The organism is Rummeliibacillus sp. TYF005, from assembly GCF_003844195.1.
GTDB lineage: Bacteria > Bacillota > Bacilli > Bacillales_A > Planococcaceae > Rummeliibacillus.
On record NZ_ML122552.1, the window covers coordinates 14,466 to 35,045 of the forward strand.

Below are 20,580 nucleotides of genomic sequence, written 5' to 3' on the forward strand. Positions count from 1 at the left end.
GTATATTTGTAAAAATAGATTAACGTTCTAGTATTTGGAATGTAGCCATTGCTTTACCTACTAACATCTCTTCACTAAACACTTCAAAATCCATCTTAGCAAATTTACGACTCATATCAAGTATTCTTGGTTTTACAATTACCATTGTTTCCATTTGAATTGGTTTGATAAAGTAAATAGACATATTCTCTAATACGCTTTCTCCACGTTTTACTTTTTTCAATGTAATAGAACCAGACTCAACGATTAACGTCGTAAATGCCCCATAAGAAATAGCACCAAATTGATTTGTCATTTGTGGTGTTACTGAGAATTTCACAATATTATCTTCTTCTGAAGAATTGATCATGATTTCATTTTTCACTAAATCATCAATCGTTTCCCCATGTTGCGGTTGTCTTTGTGCCATTTGCAAAGCCTTTAATACGTCTTGACGACTAACAACTCCTTGCAATATTCCATGTTCATCAGCAACAGGTAAAAGGTCAATACCTTCCCAAATCATTCGATGTCCTGCGGTAGCAACACTTGTTTTCATCGTTACAGTAATTGGATTACGAGTCATCAAACGGTCAATTTGGTCATCTTCTTGTTTACCTATCAAATCTCTAGATGTTACAATCCCAACAATTTTACCATGCTTATCAACGACAGGATAACCACCATGATTCGTTTCAGAATTAAGGAGATTATAGTCTTTTACAGTGTCTGTCGTTTTTAAATAAGATGTGTGCGTGATAGGTACAACAATATCTTCAATTAATAAGATTTCTTTTTTTATCAATTGGTCATAAATAGCACGGTTAATCATTGTTGCAACAGTAAACGTATCATAACTTGTTGAAATAATAGGAAGCTCTAACTGGTCTGCTAATTTTTTTATTTCCTCGTTAGTATCAAAACCACCCGTAATAAGTACAGCTGCACCTGCTTTTAGCGCATACTCATGTGAGCGATCACGATTTCCGACAATCAATAGACTACCTGCATCTGTATAGCGCATCATATCTTCTAATTTCATCGCACCAATAACAAATTTTGTTAACGTTTTATGCAGACCATTTTTGCCACCTAGTACTTGCCCCTCAACAATATTAACAATCTCTGCAAATGTTAGCCTTTCAATATTCTCTTTTTTCTTCTTTTCAATACGAATCGTACCGACACGTTCAATCGTACTAACTAGTCTTCTCGTTTCAGCCTCTTTAATCGCACGATAAGCTGTCCCTTCACTTACTGACATTTCTTTAGCAATTTGTCGAACTGAAATTTTGTCTCCGACTGGTAAGGATTCAATATATTGAAGTATCTTTTCATGTTTTGTAGCCAAAAAATCACCTATTTTCTAACATCATTCTTGGCTTAAGTGTAACATATCTCGCTCATTTTCTTTAGTAATTTAGCATTAGAAGTCGATTTTATTGTATATATTTCAATTAAATGTCAAATTCATCTCCTGATTTCATCACACGAACACTTGTAAATGAAACCATTTTGGCAAATTCTTGAGGATCCTGCTCAATAACAGGGAATGTATTGTAATGGATTGGTATTACTTCTTTTGGTTTTAAAAAGTCAACAGCCCTAGCTGCATCTTCTGGTCCCATAGTAAAATTATCCCCAATTGGTAATAATGCAACATCAATCGGATGGATATCACCGAGTAATTTCATATCTGAGAATAATGCTGTATCACCTGCATGATAAATTACTTTCCCTTCTATAAATAATAAAATACCTGCAGGCATACCAGTGTAAATTATTTGTTGGTCGTTCGTGATATATGAAGACCCATGAAAGGCTTGAGTCAGTTTTACTTTACCAAAGTCAAATTGATGTGCTCCCCCTATATGCATAGGATGTGTTTTGATACCTTGCCAAGAGAGATATTCAGCAAGTTCATTTGGAGCAACAACCAAAGCTCCTGACTGCTTTGCAATTTCAACAGTATCACCTACATGATCGTTATGACCGTGCGTTAACAAAATTACATCTGGGTGCTCTTCTTTCACGGATAAATCTGTAAGATGATTACCTGTAATAAAAGGATCTATTAAAATGGTATAACCTTTCGTTTTAATCTTTACTATGGAATGACCATGATAAGAAATTTGCATTTAGAATCATCCTTTCAATATTTTGTATCATTGACTTCTATTCGTTATAGGTACTTATTTTCCTCTTTTTTTGGTAAACTATAATTGCGAAGAGTTACTTAAACTAAAATGTACTTATATCATTATTTCAAGAGCTCTAACAATTCTAAGGAGGATTCTTATGAACAAGGTTCAATTGATTCAAAAGTATTTACAAGAAAAAAATATCGATGCAGCATTTATCACAACACCTGATAATGTTTTCTATCTTTCAGGCTTTAAAAGTGATCCTCATGAGCGTCTTCTTGGCGTAATGGTATTTAAAGATGCTGAACCATTTATGATTTGTCCTAAAATGGAAGTTCCTGATGCGAAGGCTTCAGGATGGGCATATGAAGCTGTAGGTCATGACGATACAGATAACGCATGGGATATCTTCCATAACACTGCTGAAACTCGTAAAGTTACATTAAATACAATTGCGATTGAAAAAACACATGTAACAGTTGAGCGTTTAGAAGCTTTACAAACTGTCTACCCAACATCTACATTTGTTGGCATTGACGAACAACTTATTAATATGCGTTTAGTTAAATCAGAAGACGAGTTAGAAAAACTACGTGAAGCTGCTAAATTAGCTGATTATGCAATTGAAGTAGGTTGTAACGAATTAGCGGAAGGTAAAACTGAAATTGAAGTTCTATCTGCAATAGAATCTGCTATGAAAGAAAAAGGCGTTTATATGTCATTTGACACTATGGTCCTTACTGGATTAAATGCCGCTTCTCCTCACGGAACTCCAGGTACCCAAAAAATCCAAAAAGGTGATTTAGTCTTATTTGATCTTGGTGTTGTTTATAAAGGATACTGCTCAGATATTACTCGTACAGTAGCATTTGGTGAACCTTCTGAAGCACAAAAAGCGGTTTATGAAGCTGTCAAAAATGCAAACGAGTCTGCAATTGCTGCAGTAAAACCAGGAGTAAGAGCAATGGATTTAGATAAAATCGCTCGCGATGTCATCACTGAAGCTGGTTACGGTGAATACTTCACTCACCGTCTTGGTCACGGTTTAGGAATTTCAGTGCACGAATTCCCATCAGTACATGGTGCAAACGAAGTTGCTATGAAAGAAGGTATGGTCTTCACTATTGAGCCAGGTATCTATAAAGGTGATACAGCAGGTGTTCGAATTGAAGATGATGTATATGTAACTGCTAATGGTGTTGAGGTTTTAACAAGTTTCCCTAAAGAACTACAAATTATTCAACCTAAATAATTTGTATCATTAAAATTCAATACGTTATGAATATTAAAAGCGCCGGATAAGATCTCTATCGAAATCTTATCCGGCGCTTTATATATGCTTTGAATCTATTAATTTTTTTCAGTCATAATTTATAATAACGAATCAGCAGGAACATATGGATAATTTAAAGCTTCTGCAACTGCTTTAAATGTAACATTACCCTCTAAAGTGTTAATACCTTTTTTCAATGCCTCGTTTGTTAAGCAAGCCCGTCTATAGCCCTTATTGGCAATTTCTAAGGCATAAGGAACAGTGTTATTTGTAAGTGCGATTGTTGAAGTTCTTGGAACAGCACCAGGCATATTCGCTACTGCATAATGAACAACACCATGTTTTATATATGTTGGATTATCATGCGTAGTTATGCGGTCAGATGTCTCAAAAATACCACCTTGGTCAATCGCAATATCGACAACTACAGAACCTGGAGACATAGATTTTATCATTTCTTCTGTTACTAATTTTGGTGCTTTTGCTCCCGGAATTAGTACAGCACCAATAACTAAATCAGAATTTTTTACAGATTCAGCGATATTGTATGGGTTAGACATTAATGTTTGGACATCATTGCCAAATTGGTCATCTAATTGACGCAATCTCTCTGGACTTAAATCTATAATCGTTACTTCAGCGCCCATACCAATTGCAACTTTTGCAGCATTAGCTCCTGCCATACCCCCACCAATAATTGTTACTTTTGCACGCGGCACCCCTGACACGCCACCAAGTAAAATACCTTTACCGCCTTCTTGCTTCTCTAAATATTGAGCACCAATTTGTGTGGCCATTCTTCCTGCCACTTCACTCATAGGAGTCAATAATGGTAAAGTACGATTTGGTAATTGTACAGTTTCATATGCAATTGCAACTACTTTTTTATCTAGCAGAGCTTGAGTTAGTTCAGGCTCAGGCGCTAAATGTAAATAAGTGAAAAGAATTTGACCTTCAAAAAAATAATCGTATTCTGAAGTAATCGGTTCTTTCACCTTCATAACCATTTCTTGCTTCCAAGCTTCACTTGCTGTAGAGACTATTTTTGCCCCTGCTAGTTTGTAATCTTCATCTGTAAAGCCAGAACCTAGACCGGCACCTGTTTCAATAAATACCTCGTGTCCAAACATTGCTAAGTTCACCACACCAGCGGGCGTCATTGCCACACGGTTTTCGTTGTTTTTAATCTCCTTTGGAACACCAATTTTCATACCCATCCTCCTCAAGTGTAAAAAAGTAATTGATTGTTTTTTATGTATAATCTTGTGACAACATAAAAACAAGTTCATTGTATCAGATTTCAAAATCAATTTGTTAATAATTTAGAAAATTTCTTTTTTTAGGATAACACTATGAACATATTGGAAATTATAAATCTCTTAAATCCTTCATAACCCCTCTGTTTTCATAGCATTATAAGATATTACGAATTTTCGAACTTGGAAAATGAGGAAGTATTTATTAAACAAAAATGTTATAATGGATTTATATAAAGGAGGAATTTATTATGGCATTAACTTATAATAATATTGTTGTTGCAGTAGATGGCTCAAAAGAAGCGGAATATGCATTTAAGAAAGCAATTGCCGTAGCAAATCGTAACAAATCAACTCTTAACTTAGTTAATATTATTGACACTCGTTCATTTGCCGCTATTGAAGCTTATGATCGTTCCATCCAAGAACGTGCACAAGAGTTCGCTGAAGAATTGCTAGAAGGCTACAAAAAAGAAGCAGAAGCTGCAGGCGTTAAAAATGTAAACGTATTAATTGAATACGGATCACCTAAAACAATTATTACAAGAGAAGTGTCTAAAAAAGTAGAAGCAGATTTAATCATCTGTGGTGCTACTGGACTTAATGCTGTAGAAAGATTCTTAATCGGTAGTGTTTCTGAAAGTATTGTACGTTCTGCTAAATGCGATGTGCTTGTTGTTCGTACAGATTCAGTTATTGAAGAAAAATAAGTTTGATAACCCACTTCATAATTGGAGTGGGTTTTCTTTACATTTTATATTTCGAACATAATAAAAGCTTACAGATCATGTTACATTGTCTGTAAGCTTTTATTACGTCGGTATTTAACAATAAACGGAAACATTCTTCTGTTAAAATTTCTTTTGTTCTTTTTTCCATTTTCTAACTTTTGCAAAGAAAAGTTCTAATGCTTTTATGTTTTTCATATTAGGAACTTTTGCAAGCAATACTTCTTTTACTGCTTCACCTGTATCATTTTTCTTTTGCAATATAAATAAGCTTTTTGCATGTGCTTTGTTTGAAAATAGCTCTTCAGGTAATTGTACGACTGCTTGTATCCAAGCTTTTGAAGTGATTAATTTGTTTAAAATAGAAGATTGTTCAGACTCAAATATATGGTCTGGTACTAAAAAGAAAAGGTAACCGCCATCTTTTACATATTTTAATGATTGTTCAATAAATAAATGATGAGCATATGTCATCCCTTCAGATGATTTGACCTCATATTGCTTTGCAACTTCATCATTCGGATAATATCCAACCGGCAAATCACAAATTACGGCATCAACTGGATCAATCAATAAATTTTCTAATGCATCTTGGCAATACAAAGAAATAGGTTGCTTTTCTAATTCGCCTGATGCAGCTGCAAGTTGAATTAACAAGTCATCAATTTCTACGCCGGTTCCTTCAATTTTATCTCCTACTAAATTCATAACTGTTAATAATAAATTCCCTGTACCAATTGCTGGGTCTAGCACAGTAATTTTCTCATCAGATTTGAATTCCTTTTCGTAAAATTGTTCAACAAAATAGCCTAATAATAGCCCAAGTGAATCTGGCGTCATTTGGTGATTAGGCTGTGCACTTTTACGCATTCCCTTTAAAATTGCCAACTGGATGGCCTTACGAATTTCCTCTTTAGAAAGTTCGTTAATACTAGGTTTTCTATCTCCATCTAACCATGTATTTAATGTTTCAAGAACACCTTCTAAGTAAGTAATATTATGTTCTTTTGCCACTTCTTCTGAATATTCATCGATAAAAGAAAATAATTTTTCAATAGTTTCCATTTTTTTCTCCCTCAAAACTGAAACCCACTCAATCCTACTCGAGTGGGTTTCATATTATTTCCTGACATCAAGTTAACTTATTTAGTAAGTGATTTAACAGCAGCTAATGCGCTATCATAATCCGGATGGTTTGTACCTTCAGATACATACTCAACATAAGAAACTTTGCCATCTTTATCAATAACAAAGACAGAACGAGCAAGTAAACGTAATTCTTTCATATGGACACCATATGCATCTCCAAATGATAAGTCACGATGATCTGATAAAGTGTGGACGTTTTCGATGCCATTTGCACCGCACCAACGTTTTTGCGCAAAAGGAAGATCACATGAAATTGTTAAGATTACAACATCTTCTCCTAATGCAGTAGCTTCCTCATTAAAACGACGTGTTTGTGCATCACATACACCTGTGTCTAATGATGGAACAACACTAATTAAAACAGTTTTACCTTCAAAATCAGATAAATGTTTTTCTGTTAAGTCTGTAGATAATACAGTAAAATCAGGTGCTTTGTCACCTACTTTAATTTCTGGTCCGACTAATGTTACTGGGTTGTTAATAAATGTTACTTGTACCATTTCAACGCCTCCTCTAAACAATATTACTTGAATCTTTCTCGCCCTTGCAACTTTCACGCCTTATGTTTGTTTTGAATTGTATTTTCTGATTAATTTTCTTAAAATTCCGTTTCTTTTTGTTCCTGTTTAATTTCTACCGCGATTTCTTTTTCTCTTTCCTCAAATGTATTTTCATGCACAACTATTGTATCTGCAATATAGTCATGAATTGCCTTATTACATGGGGTGAACGCAACAATTATATAAAGAATTTTAACTGTAACCGATATAATTCGACCAATACATTCACGGAAGAGCACAGTTCCCCAAGTTAAAGGCTTTTGGTTTTCAGAAACAACTCGAATACCAAGCGCCATTTTCCCTATAGTCTGTCCCCAGAGTTTCGTCATTAAAACAAAATAGATATAAAATATAAAACTAGTAACTGATCCATAAAGGGAAAGATGAAGAATTTCTAAATCCTCCCAACCGATTAACAAAAATAAAGGTTTTACTAATATTGACGTTAGAGAAGAGATAACGATTAAATCAATCAAATATGCCCAAAATCTAGTCCAAAATCCTGCTGTCTTCAATCGGTAATCTTTTACTTTTTTTATTTGCATTGGTTCTGGGCTTAGTGCTCTAACATTAACTGTTTCTGCCATCTTTCTAGCCCTCCTTATTCTTCACCATACAAATACATCATACGAGGTGCACTATTTTTGGTTAACAATTTGGTTATAGCCTCTTTTTCGGCTGAACTACCAACTAATGTATTTACCTTAGAAGATAAAAGTGATGACCAATCACCTTGCTCTTTATATTCATAAACTTCTGCCCCTTCAAGATCATTGTCTTTCAAAAGAGCTTGAAGCGCGTCTTCGCTATACCCTAGTTTATCGACCAGTCCCGCATCCACAGCTTGTGAGCCATTCATAATGCGACCATCCGCAATTTCTCTTACTTCTTTTTTAGACATGCCACGTCCATCAGCTACCACATTAACAAATCGTTCATACGAATCATTCACCATGTCTTGCAATAATTTACGTTCTGCTGCAGTCATTTCTCTTGAACCATTTAAAATATCTTTATACGGTCCAGTTTTGATAGTATTAAATTCAATACCATATTTTTTAGCTAGTTTACTATAATCCATTCCTTGCATGATTACACCAATAGATCCTGTAATTGTTTCTTCATCAGCAAATATTTGATCTGCAGGGGCAGAAATGTAGTATCCTCCAGAAGCGGCCATAGATCCCATCGAAACATATATAGGTATATTCCGTTCCTTTTTTATTTGCTCTAGTTTTTCATAAATTTGTTTTGATTCGTTCGTACCTCCACCAGGAGAATTGACTTTCAAAAGTACACCTTTTACATTAGAGTCATCTAAAATTTCATCTAACTGCTTTATGAAAAATTGGTGATTGTACGTTTCGGAATTAAATAAAGAAGTCGTTTCTCCAGTATCCTGAATAGTCCCGTTTACTGTTAAAACGGCTACCTTTTTCCCCATATCTCCTTGTTTTATAACCTTTGTATTATATGTAGCATCCATATTAAACGCAGAATTAATCTCTTTCTTAATATCTGATTTAACAAATGACCAAAATATTGTTGTAAATGTAGAAACGACTATTAATATTGCTGCGATTGCCAAAGCAATCCATCGTTTTGCTGTCATTAATCTTCCTCCTTTTTGTTCCATTTATTTATACGATTAAGATTTCAAAACGTTTCATGCTTTTCATGAATTCTGTGTGATTTTTTCACTTCTACTATAGTAGAAATTGAAAAAATCATTAAAGCTAACCATATAAATGAAAATGAAACTAACTCAGTTCCTCCAAATGATTCATGATAAACGACAACACCTAAGATTAACGTCATTGTCGGTGAAATATATTGTATAAAGCCCACTAAGTATAAAGGAATATTTTGAGCCCCTGTTGCAAATAAAATAAGAGGGATAGCCGTCACAATTCCAGTGCCAATTAAAAACAAATTCGTCTTTAAATCGACATGTAAAAACGACATATTTCCCTGGAAATAAAGATAAATATAATACATTAACGCAACAGGCAATATAAACATCGTTTCAATGACTAAGCCCCGAGTTGCATCTAAAACAATTTGTTTTTTCAATAAACCGTATATACCAAAACTCAATGCTAATCCAATAGCAACCCAAGGGATTTGTCCATATGAAACAAATAAGATTAGAACTCCAATTATTGCAAACAAAAACGCAACAATTTGATATTTTGATAATCTTTCTTTTAAGAAAATAATACCTAAAAGAATCGAAATTATAGGATTCATATAATATCCTAAACTTGTTTGTACTATATGGTTATGGTTCACTGCCCAAATATAGATAAACCAGTTAATCGAAACTAAATAGGCAGCAATAAAGAGTAACCAAAACGATCTTTGATTATGCCATAATGCTTTAAAATCTGATACTAATACTTTTCGTTGCTTCAATAACACTACAAATATTAACGTTAAAACAAATGACCAAATTACTCTGCTTGCTAAAATTTCTTCACTAGAAACATGTTCAATCACTTTCCAATAAATAGGGAAAAGACCCCATAAAAAATATGCTCCTATTGATGCAAGTATTCCTTTTTTCTCATCTTGCACATTCCCACCTCAATTTCTAATACACCTATCCCCAAATTATAATTTTTCAACTAATGAATGTAAATATGAAAGAAATTGTTCTAACATTTTATGTTAAGCAAACTCCCCTCACTATCTCGTACATTATTATTTTGATTCATATAAAAAGGCCACCCAAATTGGTGACCTATCTGTATTAATCTTATTCATATAAGAGTTTTTCCTAGTAGCCAATTAAATATTGATCTTATTTTTTTCCTTTTCACGTAATTCCATTCTACGTATTTTACCTGATGACGTTTTTGGTAAGCTATTTACAAACTCTATCGCTCTAGGATATTTATATGGTGCAGTTAGATTCTTCGCGTGTTCCTGTAATTCTTTTATTAATTGTTTGGAAGCTTTCGAAGCATCTTTTAAGACAATAAATGCTTTTACGATATTTCCTCGAACTTCATGTGGACTAGCAACAACTGCGCATTCTTGAACTTCTGGATGCTTAACTAATGCATCCTCTACTTCAAATGGTCCGATAGTATAACCTGAACTTATGATAATATCATCATTTCTCCCCTCGAAGAAGAAATAACCATCTTCATCTTTTTTTGCACGATCTCCAGTTATATAATAATCCCCTCTGAATTGTCTTGCTGTACGTTCAGGATCATTCAAATATTCTTTAAATAGTGCAGGGGTTGATCGATGTACTGCTATATCCCCAACTACTCCTGGAGGGCAAGGTTGTCCATCTTCGTCTACTACATCCACAACATTTCCTGGTGTTGGTTTCCCCATTGCTCCAAGTTTTGTTGGGGCTCCTTTTAAATTTCCAATTAATAACGTATTTTCCGTTTGACCATATCCATCACGAACATCTAGATTGAAATACTTTTTGAAAGTTTTTATTACCTCTTCATTTAATGGTTCACCTGCTGAAACCGCACTTTGTAAAGAAGATAAATTATAATCTGATAGATTATCAACTTTTGCCATTATACGATACTCAGTAGGTGTACAGCATAATACTTGAATTTGATATTCTTGAAGTAATGATAAATATTTGTCTGCATGGAATCTTCCATTGTAAACAAATCCAGTTGCTCCACTTCCCAATACCGATAAAAATGGACTCCAAATCCATTTTTGCCATCCCGGACTAGCAGTTGCCCATACTAAATCACCTTCATGGATATCTAGCCAATGAGCCGCAGCGGTTTTTAGATGAGCGTATGCCCATCCATGAGTATGGACAACTCCTTTTGGATTTCCTGTTGTTCCACTTGTATATGATAAAAAAGCCATATCTTCACTTTTGGTTTTAGCGTTTACAAACTGTTCTGACTCTTTTTCTGCTTCTTGAATCATTTCAATCCATGAGGCATGTCCCTGTCCAATAACGTACTGTTGAACATTTTGTAAATTTTTCACTTGATCAAATTGTTCTAAAAATGGTTCATAAGCAATTACTGCCTTTGCATTACTATGCACTAAACGATAATCTATTTCCTTTGCTCTTAACATTTCAGAACTTGGAATTACTACCAACCCCGCTTTTAATGCAGCCACATATGTAATATAGGCATCAATTAAGCGCGGCACCATAATTAGTACTACATCCCCTTTTTGCAAACCATGTTTTACAAAAACATTCGCCACTTGATTGGCTCTTCTTATTAAAGCGTCATAAGTAATGTAGTCTTTACTGCCAAGCTCATTTTCAAACTTAATAGCAATTTTCTCTGGATTTACTGCAAATTTTTCAATCTCTTCTACTAAATTGTACTCTTCAGGTGCAATTAAATCTTCTCGTTTCATAAAAAATCCCCCCTGAATAACGTTTGGCATTTCACATTAATTATATCCAAAGTGTTGAATCATTACAACCAATTACCAGTACTAAATATTAGTAGTTGGTCTTAACTAATAAATTGAACAATAGTAATTTTTTTATTTTCAAGATAAAAGGATTTCACTCAAATTTAATATATTCAGGGAACAGACAAAACATTAAAAGCCAAGGGAGAATTTTTTAATTTCTCCCTTGGCTTTCTATTTATAGGTGTTAGTTATTTAATTTTTAATTATTTTCCGCTCATTTGTTGTTGAGCCATTGCAACTAGACGCTTCGTAATTTCTCCGCCAACGGATCCGTTAGCACGCGCCGATGCATCTGCTCCAAGACTCACTCCAAATTCTTGTGCGATTTCGTACTTCATTTGATCAACAGCTTGTTGTGCACCACGAACTACTAATTGATTTGAGCTTCTTGAATTGTTTGACATGTGAATCACCTCCTTTGTAAATATAGAATGTGCGATTTAAAAAATATCATACACTGATGTTTTAAAAATTTGAGATATGGATATAAATGAAAGTTAAAAAGCATTTTTTGTTAGTTATAAGAAATAATAAGTGCGTACAATTAAAAAACCCTAATTCAGATTTAAAATAAAATTATCCTCTGCTAAAGTGAAAAGCCGAGGAAAAATTCTTTTGAATTCTTCCTCGGCTCTTTTTTTACTTTAGTTATTTAGAATAACCGTTCAGCTGTTGTTCAGCCATTGCAACTAAGCGCTTTGTGATTTCTCCGCCAACGGATCCGTTAGCACGCGCTGATGCATCTGCGCCTAGCTGTACACCAAATTCTTGTGCGATTTCGTACTTCATTTGGTCAATGGCTTGTTTTGCGCCACGAACTTCTAATTGATTTGAACTTGAGTTGTTTGACATGTGAATCACCTCCTTGTGCATATAGAATGTGCTGGAGGTAAAAAAACATACAACAAATATTTAGGAAATATATTCTTATTTAGAGTAGGTCTAGAAATTCATCTGTTTTCTTTTTAGGGAATGTATGAATTTCACGATTTTTAACTGCCTTTTCAATCATTTCATCGAAATTTGTGAAGCTCTCATAATAATTCATCTTTTCTACTCTAGGCTTTGTTTTTGGATTTGCTGGTGTAAATACTGTACAACAATCTTCAAATGGACGAATTGAAGTTTCATACGTACCAATTTTTTGGGCTACTTCAATTATTTCTAATTTATCAAATGTGATTAATGGACGTAAAATAGGTGTAGTAGTCACATCATTAATCGCAGCTAAGCTTTCTAATGTTTGGCTAGCCACTTGTCCAAGATTTTCTCCTGTAACAATTGCTTTCGCATCTATTTCTTTTCGAACGATATCCGCAACTTTCATCATCATTCTTCGAGTAGATGTCATTGTAACATTTTCAGGTACACTACTTTGAATGGTTTGTTGAATTTCAGTAAAAGGTATAACATGTAAGCGGATATTACCACCAAATCGACTGATTTTTTCACATAATTCTTTAACCTTGCCTAAAGATTGATCGCTTGTAAAAGGTGGGCTAAAGAAATGGATTGCTTCTACTCTTACTCCGCGTTTCATCATATAATAAGCTGCAACAGGACTATCAATGCCTCCGGAAAGTAATAATAATGCTTTACCATTTGAACCGATTGGCAAGCCACCTGCACCATGTATGACATCTACCATCATATATACAGCTTTTTCACGAACTTCTACACGAAGTTCAATATCAGGTTTTTTCATTTGAACTGTCATGCCAGGGAGCGTTCCTAATACGTGGCTACCAATAGCTTGTTGAAGTTCATATGTGTCCATAGGGAATTTTTTAAAAGATCTTTTTGCATTTACTTTAAATGTTTTTCCTTTATAATCCATTCCTTTTACAATTTCGACTGCTAATTCTTTCATTGCTTCAATTGTAGGTTCACATTGTGCAACTGGACTAAACGAGTGAATACCGAAAATATGGGGTAATCGTTCAATTAGTTCTTCCATTTCAGTATCTACATTACTGCTCAAATACATGCGGTCACGTTCTGAACGGATTCGCAAATTTGGAATATCAGCGAACGTATAGCGTAAATTTTCTTTTAATCGATTGATGAATAATTTACGGTTACGACCTTTTGTTGTTATTTCTCCGTAACGAATTAAAATTTCATGCCATTTCATTTGGTTAAAACTCCTTTACTTGGTGCATTACTTTAGAAAAAGCTGTTTTAAATGATGCAATATCTTCATCAGAAATTCCTTCACCTAGACTCATACGAATAACACCTTTTTCATAAGATGGTTCAACTTGAATTGCTTTTACTACATGACTAATAGTATGGTCTTTTGATGAACATGCACTTGATGTTGAGATAATAATCCCTTCATGTTGCATCGCATTAACTAGTATTTCCCCTTTTAATCCTTGTACTGCACAACTAATAATATGTGGAGCACCCTGACTACTAGAAAGGACTCTTACATATGGGAACTGTTTAAAGAATTCGTGCAACTCATCTCTCCATTTACTATATTGAGCTGCTTTTTGGGGTTGTTTTTCAGTTGCTAAGCGCACGGCTTTGGCTAATGCAACATCTTGTGGTACTGCTACAGTGCCACTACGAAATCCCATCTCTTGTCCACCACCATGAATAATAGGTTGGATTTTCACCTGTTTACGTAATGCTAAAAAGCCAGTTCCTTTTAAACAATTTATTTTATGACCTGATACAGTAATTGCATCTGGACCATCTTCTCCATTAAATTGTACAGGAATTTTGCCAAAACTTTGGACAGCATCCATATGATAAAATGCACGGCTATTTTGATGCACAATTTTGGCTATTTCTGATACTGGTTGAACAGCACCCATCTCATTATTTACATGCATAATACTAACAACAACCGTATCCTTTGTTAGCTTTTTCTTTAAATCATCTATTAAAATAACACCATTTTCATCTACATTAACATATTCAACGATAAATCCTTCATTTTCTAATGCTTTTGCACTTTCTAAAACAGAAGCATGCTCAATAGCTGACACAAGTATCTTTTTACCACGATGTTTGTTCGCTCTTGCTAATCCTTTAATCGCGAAATTATTGGACTCAGATCCTCCAGATGTGAAAATAATTTGTAGTGGTGATGTTTTTATAATATCTGCAATTTGTTCTCTTGAACGAGATAATAATGTATTTGCTTCAACCCCCATTTGATGAAGAGATGCTGGATTTGCATAAAAACGTTCATTTGCTTGGATAAATGTTTGCAAAACAGCTGGGTCTGGTTTGGTTGTAGCGCTATGATCTAGATAAATCATTGTATTCCCTTCCTTCCAAAAGAAAACCACCAGCACAGAACCGTGCGGTGGCTTAATGCTTTTCTTATTATGAACATCATACCTCGCTTTTGGCAAGTACCTGAATTTTTTTCATAGAACCTGGTTCAACAGCTTCTACTGCAGTTGCAGCATACTCTAAAGCTTTTGTATAACGCATTTCTCTAAATGCATCTTCTGCCTCTAAAAGTTGTTGGTGCATAGCAGGATTCGAATTTCTATAACGATTGCCATATTGTATAATTCGTTCAATCAATTGTACATTTTCAAGCATTTCAATTGCTGAACTATGTACATCAACAATGCATTTCTCTGCAATTTCAAGATTTTTGTTTACTGTTTCCATATTAAGTGGAATCTCTTGAAGATTATTGACAACAACAAAAATTCTTTCAGCTGCTTCTTCTAATCTTGCATCCATTTCTTCTGGTATCCCAGGTAAATTTGCTTTATGTAGCATACGTTCTGTTTCGTGCAGCAATTTTTTTTGATTATTTAATGTTGCTCTTGCTTTATTCTCATCTATTCGCAAGCTCTTCATACGGTCAGCAAATTGCTCTTGCTCTTCAAATAATTGCTCAATAGATGTTTTTAGTTCTTTTAAAACTTCTTCCATGCTTGAATAAGCTGATTGTTCTTCTTGTACTTCTATAGACAATAATTCATAATTTTGTCGTAAAGATAGTAACTGTTGTTTACAATTGACAGGAACATCTGCTTCTTTTTGAGATATTCGATAACTTTTTTGAACAGTATCAGCTTCTTTTGCTGTTTTTTCTGTAGCTTCAATAGCTGATTCTAGCAACTCTCCAATTTCTGCAAAATTGTTTTCAACGAATCTTTTACCGATAACTTCTTTTTCAAGTGCATCATAAAAAGATTCAATTTCGTCTTTAATCTCAACAACTCTATGTTGAACAGATGCAATATCAAGTTCTGCAATTTTTTGTTTAAACTCAACTAGATTCTCTTCGATACGATCTAATTTCTCCAAAATTTCTAGGTGCGCTAGGAAATAAGATTGTTCTTCCATCTCCCGGTGACCATTACGGATTTCGTGAATATCAGATGGGATTTTATGTTGAATCTCCGTCAATAATGCAGGGATTTCGTTGATTAGTTTAAAGAGTACCTGTCCTTCCTCATTAAGTTTCACAACGATTTCACGTGCGTTTAAATAATTTCCAGAAGCTGTTAACTGATCATATTCTTCGAATTGAGGATTGAACTTCTCTAATCTTTTTTCAATTGGATTTGCTGCTGGTCCATAAGAATATTGATGCGCTAGTAATGTCTTACGTGCAGATCGATATTGTTCTTTTATTTGCTCAATTTCGATTCTATTTCTTTCTTCACTACCGATTAACTCATCTAATTCTTTTAAAATTTTCACCATTTCTTGGTCATACTCTGTGATGCGAGATTCAATTTCCTTTTCAATCTCTGTAGCTTTACCAAAATGAAATTTATCTACTTGTTCTTCAGCATCAAATAAAAGGACATCAATTTTTGGCATTTCTACATCCATAAGCTCTGTCCATTTATTGCGCCAACGCTCGAACATTTCTTCAGTTTGCCCATTCATGTTCAACGCTTTAACTTTTGTTAGCTCTTCTAGCACTGGCTTATTTTGTATCTGTAGTTTCTTTTGGTCAAGTCTTTCAATTTCATTTCTATGTTTCCGACGAAAAATAAAGACAATTGCTAAAATTACACATAGTACGATGATGGTAGGAATGATATACTTCATCGTAAGCCCCCTTGTCCCAAAATCAATTTTTCAGCTTCTAATTATGCTTAATAGTACCATGTTTTTGGGTATTTTGTTTACCCTTTAAAGAGATTTCTTACAAATTTCTCAGTAATTCGACTATTTTTTTTAAATGGAGGGATTTTTTTTGAAAAGAGATGCACATATTCACACCCAATATTGTCCACACGGAACTAATGATACTATAGAAAATTATATCAAAAAAGCTATAAAATTGGGATTCAAAGATATAACTTTTACAGAACATGCACCGTTACCTACTAATTTTGTTGATCCTACACCTGAAAAAGATAGCGGTATGGACCCTCATAAACTAATTTCATATTTAGATGAACTTAATACATTAAAAGAACAATACAAAGAAAACATACATATCCGCATTGGTTTCGAGGTTGACTATATCGTAGGATATGAAACAGAGACGACTAGTTTTTTAAACATAGTAGGCCCTCAAATTGATGATGCAATATTATCAGTACATTTCCTAAAATATAATGATGAATATACATGTATTGATTATTCAGAAGATACTTTTTTAGAATTTGCAAACAAATTAGGTTCTGTTCAAGCAGTATATGATTTATACTATGAAACATTAAAACAATCAATCTCTGCGGATCTTGGAAAATATAAGCCAAAACGAATCGGACATCCTACTTTAATCCACAAATTCCAACTTGCGCACGGAGAATCTATTAATGATGATGAACATATTAAACAAGTTCTACAGCTTATGGCTGACAATCACTGTGAACTAGATGTAAATAGTGCTGGACTTGCAAAGGAATTTTGCAAAGAATCCTACCCTCCACTACCGTATATTCAATATGCAAAATCATTAAATATACCATTGGTTTTTGGTTCAGATGCTCACCAAGTTGCTGATTTGCATCAATTTTATGATGAAATATTTCCATTAAACAACTAATTTTAAAAGACTAATTCGGAGGAAAGATATTATGAACTATAGTAACGATTTAAAAGCAAAATACAATTTATTAGCCAAACAATTAGATGCCTTACTAGAAGGTGAATTTGATAACGTTGCTAATTTAAGTAATGCCTCTGCTCTTCTTAACCAATTCCTAGACAATATTAATTGGTGCGGATTTTATTTATCAAAAAATGATGAGTTACTTTTAGGGCCATTCCAAGGGCTTCCTGCTTGCGTTCACATTCCATTTGGAAAAGGGGTTTGTGGTACTGCTGCCGAATCACAAAAAACAATTGTTGTAGAGGATGTTCATGCATTTCCTGGACATATCGCCTGCGATAGTGCCTCTCAATCTGAAATTGTCGTTCCTATTGTTAAAGAGCAAACACTTTTCGGCGTACTTGATATTGATAGTCCTATTAAGAATCGATTTTCAACAGAAGATCAGGATGGTCTGGAACAATTTGTTACTATCTTGACAAAGCATCTCTATTTGTAAAAGAATTTTTTCTCAGTTGTGCACCATACTAAAAAGTAAAAACCATAGAATCCACATTATTTTGGGTTTCTATGGTTTTTTACTATATAACGCAAATCATCTATATTTGAATTTTGAGAAAATTAATCTTTATAATAATTTTAATAAGTCACGTAAATGATATTATTTTTCTTTTGAATATTCACTATTAAATAAGCAATATCTGTTTTTGCCTGAATTTTTTGCCTTATACAATGCGACATCTGCATTCTGAAATAACCTTTTATATGAAAGTTTGAAATCATTATGCCATTCTGAAATACCTGAGGATAACGTAACCGATGGTTCTGTTACACTTGGAATTAGATTAATAATGTGATTGACAATTTCAACCGTTTCATTTGCTTTCTTACTCGGTAGATAAATGGCCATTTCCTCTCCACCCCAACGAGCACAAATTCCTTCATCTTGTATACAAAGTTGTAATTGTTCTCCAATTGACTGTAAGATTAAATCACCCATTTGATGTCCAAATGTATCATTAACCATTTTAAAATTATCAATATCTAACAATACGAACGTCCCACAATTATCTTCGCTCATTGAACTTTCAATATAGCGTTCTAAATATTCTCGTGCATACAACTTCGTCAAATGATCGCGGTCTACCATTTCTTGTAATTGTTCACGTAAAAGAATATTTGAAATGGCTAAAGATGAGTGTCTGATGAGCGATTGCATTAATTTAAAACTATCAAATGAAAAATAGTAGGAATCTTGGTGTAAAATTGCACAATATCCCTGTACTTTTTCTCTAACAATAATTGGAACTACCATCATGGAATTATACGGTATTTTTTCTTCGACTAGACTATCAAATTCTGCGACAAACAAAGGATCTACTGAATTACTAAAATGATTTGAAATATAATCGCAGTAAATTTTTGACTCTTTTCGATAAAAGAACGCTGTAGTTCCATTAGCATTTTGAAATTCATCTTCATTTAGTAAAGCAAAACAAATTTCAGAAGGTTCAAATGACCTTTTCAATTGTTTAGTCAGAAAAGATAATATTTCTTCCTTGTTTAACTTCATATTCAATCGTTGGGATGTTTCATTAATCATTTGCAAATCAGAAACTAAACGATGAGATTGATGGTAAAGTTTGGCGTTTTCGAGTGCGTTTCCTGAAGTTTTAGTTAAATGTTGTATAAATCTTTTTTCTCTCGAACTATAACGATATTCAGTTGGAGCAAAAATTTGCAGAACACCATATATTCCCTGCTTTCCTTTAATAGGTGCATTTAAAAGACGATTATTAATATCGGTAGCATGTTCAATCGTCATTTCTCCTGATACAAACGCTTCTATTGTTGATGGACGTTCCAATAAATAATCAAAGACATATACATCTTCTATTTTAATGCGGTCTTGATCATTTGATAATATCAATTTCGAAGGGAATTTCGGGAAAATTCTTTTTACACCATGAATCATTGCTTCTAAAATATGATCAACATCCATTGTTGAATGGAATACTTCAGTCATTTCAAATAGTTCTTGACTTAACTTTTTCTCATAAATAATATTTTGTGTAATTTTTATCATTTTAACTGTATCGCGTAATAGGTTCTCTAGTTCATCAACGAAAGGAGTTTGTGCAAAAGAATTCCATAATGATGATTCTTCTAAAATAATCATCCCTATCTTGTCACAGTTTTCCTTATCACAGTTATCTTTTAATATAAGAACATCACCAGCATAATCAAAATAATGCTTTAATGTGTTAACTAGTCGATTAGGAAAATGATGTCTATGATTTAAATAAGGTTCAACCAATAGAAATGGAATGCCATTGGAAATATAATAGCCATCACTAGAAGTGGATAGCGGATATAATACGTCATTTTCAATGCTTAAATATTCAACTTTATTAATATTAAATTCTTTACTCATGATTCCTTTAAACAATTCTAAATACTCAACTGCAGTAAGTGGTTTCTTAGCATTTTCTATCCACAAATCAAGCATCTGACTTTTAATACTTTGCATTATTTGTAGACTTCGCAACTTTCCATCACCTTTTTTCTTTGATACAGTATGTAAATATTTTTTACTATTCCAGTATACATCAAATGAGTCTTTTAAACTATAAACAATCTGTATTTTTTTACATAATAGCATAAATGCCATTATAAATGACTATTAGTTTTATATCTGTGATGTTTATCAACATCTATACCACGTGAAAATTTACTAGATATTTTATAGATTTATCCAAACTACCCGTTAAACATTTTGAATTCAACTTATGATTAGAAAAAATCAATCTATATTCCTGCTTTCAAAAAGTAGGAACTCTAGTTATTAATGAAAAAAGTAATTTTCCTTGACACTTGCATTCATAGAAGATAGAATGTAATTTGTGTAAAATAAACGCAGCGGTTGTATGGTTTTATTGCTTCATTTTATTCCTCTACTTATGTAGACGGTGTATTGCGTAACTCTTCGGCTGCAAGAGCGAAGATACATGAAAATAAAATGACAGTGGAGCTAAATACATCTGGTTTTTATTTTATGC

General features: G+C 33.6%; 19 protein-coding genes. 4 read left to right on the plus strand and 15 right to left on the minus strand.

Going from position 1 to position 20,580, the window contains the following annotated elements; genetic code table 11:
- Positions 1-19: 19 nt before the first annotated feature.
- Together CW357_RS08005 and CW357_RS08010 are read right to left on the minus strand one after the other, a co-directional pair.
- Complete coding sequence (locus CW357_RS08005; protein WP_119415099.1) at positions 20-1,330, minus strand: DRTGG domain-containing protein; 1,311 nt, start codon at positions 1,328-1,330, stop codon at positions 20-22.
- Between the two features lie 106 nt (positions 1,331-1,436).
- The gene (locus CW357_RS08010) at positions 1,437-2,117 is read right to left on the minus strand and encodes a metal-dependent hydrolase (protein ID WP_124217763.1); all 681 of its coding nucleotides are present in this window, start codon (positions 2,115-2,117) and stop codon (positions 1,437-1,439) included.
- A gap of 160 nt (positions 2,118-2,277) precedes the next feature.
- On the opposite strand from CW357_RS08010, the gene CW357_RS08015 reads away from it, so the two are divergent.
- Positions 2,278-3,375, plus strand: a complete 1,098-nt coding sequence (locus tag CW357_RS08015; protein ID WP_119415097.1) for a M24 family metallopeptidase — start codon at positions 2,278-2,280, stop codon at positions 3,373-3,375.
- 119 nt (positions 3,376-3,494) lie between these two features.
- Here CW357_RS08015 and ald read toward each other — a convergent pair whose 3' ends face one another.
- Positions 3,495-4,607: an alanine dehydrogenase gene (ald, locus tag CW357_RS08020; RefSeq protein WP_119415096.1), complete on the minus strand. Its 1,113-nt coding sequence runs from the start codon at positions 4,605-4,607 to the stop codon at positions 3,495-3,497.
- A gap of 296 nt (positions 4,608-4,903) precedes the next feature.
- Between ald and CW357_RS08025 the strand changes: the two genes are divergently transcribed.
- Positions 4,904-5,362 (plus strand): universal stress protein, encoded by a 459-nt coding sequence (locus tag CW357_RS08025; protein ID WP_119415095.1) that lies wholly within the window; start codon positions 4,904-4,906, stop codon positions 5,360-5,362.
- Between the two features lie 141 nt (positions 5,363-5,503).
- On the opposite strand, the gene CW357_RS08030 is transcribed toward CW357_RS08025, so the two are convergent.
- The 11 genes from CW357_RS08030 to ezrA form a co-directional block, all read right to left on the minus strand.
- Positions 5,504-6,445 (minus strand): class I SAM-dependent methyltransferase, encoded by a 942-nt coding sequence (locus CW357_RS08030; protein WP_124217764.1) that lies wholly within the window; start codon positions 6,443-6,445, stop codon positions 5,504-5,506.
- 77 nt (positions 6,446-6,522) lie between these two features.
- Entirely contained in the window at positions 6,523-7,029 is a 507-nt protein-coding gene (gene tpx / locus CW357_RS08035) for a thiol peroxidase (RefSeq protein ID WP_119415093.1), read from the minus strand.
- A 98-nt stretch (positions 7,030-7,127) separates the two neighbouring features.
- Positions 7,128-7,676 (minus strand): RDD family protein, encoded by a 549-nt coding sequence (locus CW357_RS08040; protein ID WP_233548029.1) that lies wholly within the window; start codon positions 7,674-7,676, stop codon positions 7,128-7,130.
- A gap of 14 nt (positions 7,677-7,690) precedes the next feature.
- Positions 7,691-8,701, minus strand: coding sequence for a signal peptide peptidase SppA (gene sppA / locus CW357_RS08045; RefSeq protein WP_119415092.1), 1,011 nt, complete (start codon positions 8,699-8,701; stop codon positions 7,691-7,693).
- A gap of 44 nt (positions 8,702-8,745) precedes the next feature.
- Positions 8,746-9,666 (minus strand): EamA family transporter RarD, encoded by a 921-nt coding sequence (gene rarD, locus CW357_RS08050; RefSeq protein WP_119415091.1) that lies wholly within the window; start codon positions 9,664-9,666, stop codon positions 8,746-8,748.
- Between the two features lie 213 nt (positions 9,667-9,879).
- Positions 9,880-11,460: an acyl-CoA synthetase MbcS gene (gene mbcS, locus CW357_RS08055; RefSeq protein ID WP_119415090.1), complete on the minus strand. Its 1,581-nt coding sequence runs from the start codon at positions 11,458-11,460 to the stop codon at positions 9,880-9,882.
- 266 nt (positions 11,461-11,726) lie between these two features.
- Positions 11,727-11,927: an alpha/beta-type small acid-soluble spore protein gene (locus tag CW357_RS08060; protein ID WP_119415089.1), complete on the minus strand. Its 201-nt coding sequence runs from the start codon at positions 11,925-11,927 to the stop codon at positions 11,727-11,729.
- 244 nt (positions 11,928-12,171) lie between these two features.
- The gene (locus CW357_RS08065; RefSeq protein WP_119415088.1) at positions 12,172-12,375 is read right to left on the minus strand and encodes an alpha/beta-type small acid-soluble spore protein; all 204 of its coding nucleotides are present in this window, start codon (positions 12,373-12,375) and stop codon (positions 12,172-12,174) included.
- Between the two features lie 79 nt (positions 12,376-12,454).
- The gene (gene thiI / locus CW357_RS08070; protein ID WP_119415087.1) at positions 12,455-13,657 is read right to left on the minus strand and encodes a tRNA uracil 4-sulfurtransferase ThiI; all 1,203 of its coding nucleotides are present in this window, start codon (positions 13,655-13,657) and stop codon (positions 12,455-12,457) included.
- A 4-nt stretch (positions 13,658-13,661) separates the two neighbouring features.
- A complete protein-coding gene (locus tag CW357_RS08075) occupies positions 13,662-14,798 on the minus strand; it encodes a cysteine desulfurase family protein (protein WP_119415086.1) in 1,137 nt (378 codons plus the stop codon).
- Between the two features lie 76 nt (positions 14,799-14,874).
- Positions 14,875-16,566, minus strand: coding sequence for a septation ring formation regulator EzrA (ezrA, locus tag CW357_RS08080; RefSeq protein ID WP_124217765.1), 1,692 nt, complete (start codon positions 16,564-16,566; stop codon positions 14,875-14,877).
- A 148-nt stretch (positions 16,567-16,714) separates the two neighbouring features.
- Here ezrA and hisJ point away from each other — a divergent pair, with 148 nt between their 5' ends.
- Both hisJ and CW357_RS08090 read left to right on the plus strand, forming a co-directional pair.
- Positions 16,715-17,515 (plus strand): histidinol-phosphatase HisJ, encoded by an 801-nt coding sequence (hisJ, locus tag CW357_RS08085; RefSeq protein WP_119415084.1) that lies wholly within the window; start codon positions 16,715-16,717, stop codon positions 17,513-17,515.
- A 31-nt stretch (positions 17,516-17,546) separates the two neighbouring features.
- Positions 17,547-18,020, plus strand: a complete 474-nt coding sequence (locus CW357_RS08090; protein ID WP_119415083.1) for a GAF domain-containing protein — start codon at positions 17,547-17,549, stop codon at positions 18,018-18,020.
- Between the two features lie 162 nt (positions 18,021-18,182).
- On the opposite strand, the gene CW357_RS08095 is transcribed toward CW357_RS08090, so the two are convergent.
- A complete protein-coding gene (locus tag CW357_RS08095; protein ID WP_124217766.1) occupies positions 18,183-20,192 on the minus strand; it encodes a sensor domain-containing diguanylate cyclase in 2,010 nt (669 codons plus the stop codon).
- Positions 20,193-20,580 lie beyond the last annotated feature (388 nt).

Coding starts and splice junctions, on each gene's coding strand:
- CW357_RS08030 (WP_124217764.1), bottom strand. CDS start 6,445: ATGGAAACTATTGAAAAATTATTTTCTTTTATCGATGAATATTCAGAA.
- CW357_RS08060 (WP_119415089.1), bottom strand. CDS start 11,927: ATGTCAAACAATTCAAGAAGCTCAAATCAATTAGTAGTTCGTGGTGCA.
- sppA (WP_119415092.1), bottom strand. CDS start 8,701: ATGACAGCAAAACGATGGATTGCTTTGGCAATCGCAGCAATATTAATA.
- CW357_RS08010 (WP_124217763.1), bottom strand. CDS start 2,117: ATGCAAATTTCTTATCATGGTCATTCCATAGTAAAGATTAAAACGAAA.
- ald (WP_119415096.1), bottom strand. CDS start 4,607: ATGAAAATTGGTGTTCCAAAGGAGATTAAAAACAACGAAAACCGTGTG.
- mbcS (WP_119415090.1), bottom strand. CDS start 11,460: ATGAAACGAGAAGATTTAATTGCACCTGAAGAGTACAATTTAGTAGAA.
- CW357_RS08040 (WP_233548029.1), bottom strand. CDS start 7,676: ATGGCAGAAACAGTTAATGTTAGAGCACTAAGCCCAGAACCAATGCAA.
- CW357_RS08090 (WP_119415083.1), top strand. CDS start 17,547: ATGAACTATAGTAACGATTTAAAAGCAAAATACAATTTATTAGCCAAA.
- ezrA (WP_124217765.1), bottom strand. CDS start 16,566: ATGAAGTATATCATTCCTACCATCATCGTACTATGTGTAATTTTAGCA.
- tpx (WP_119415093.1), bottom strand. CDS start 7,029: ATGGTACAAGTAACATTTATTAACAACCCAGTAACATTAGTCGGACCA.
- CW357_RS08015 (WP_119415097.1), top strand. CDS start 2,278: ATGAACAAGGTTCAATTGATTCAAAAGTATTTACAAGAAAAAAATATC.
- CW357_RS08025 (WP_119415095.1), top strand. CDS start 4,904: ATGGCATTAACTTATAATAATATTGTTGTTGCAGTAGATGGCTCAAAA.
- CW357_RS08065 (WP_119415088.1), bottom strand. CDS start 12,375: ATGTCAAACAACTCAAGTTCAAATCAATTAGAAGTTCGTGGCGCAAAA.
- CW357_RS08075 (WP_119415086.1), bottom strand. CDS start 14,798: ATGATTTATCTAGATCATAGCGCTACAACCAAACCAGACCCAGCTGTT.
- thiI (WP_119415087.1), bottom strand. CDS start 13,657: ATGAAATGGCATGAAATTTTAATTCGTTACGGAGAAATAACAACAAAA.
- CW357_RS08095 (WP_124217766.1), bottom strand. CDS start 20,192: ATGGCATTTATGCTATTATGTAAAAAAATACAGATTGTTTATAGTTTA.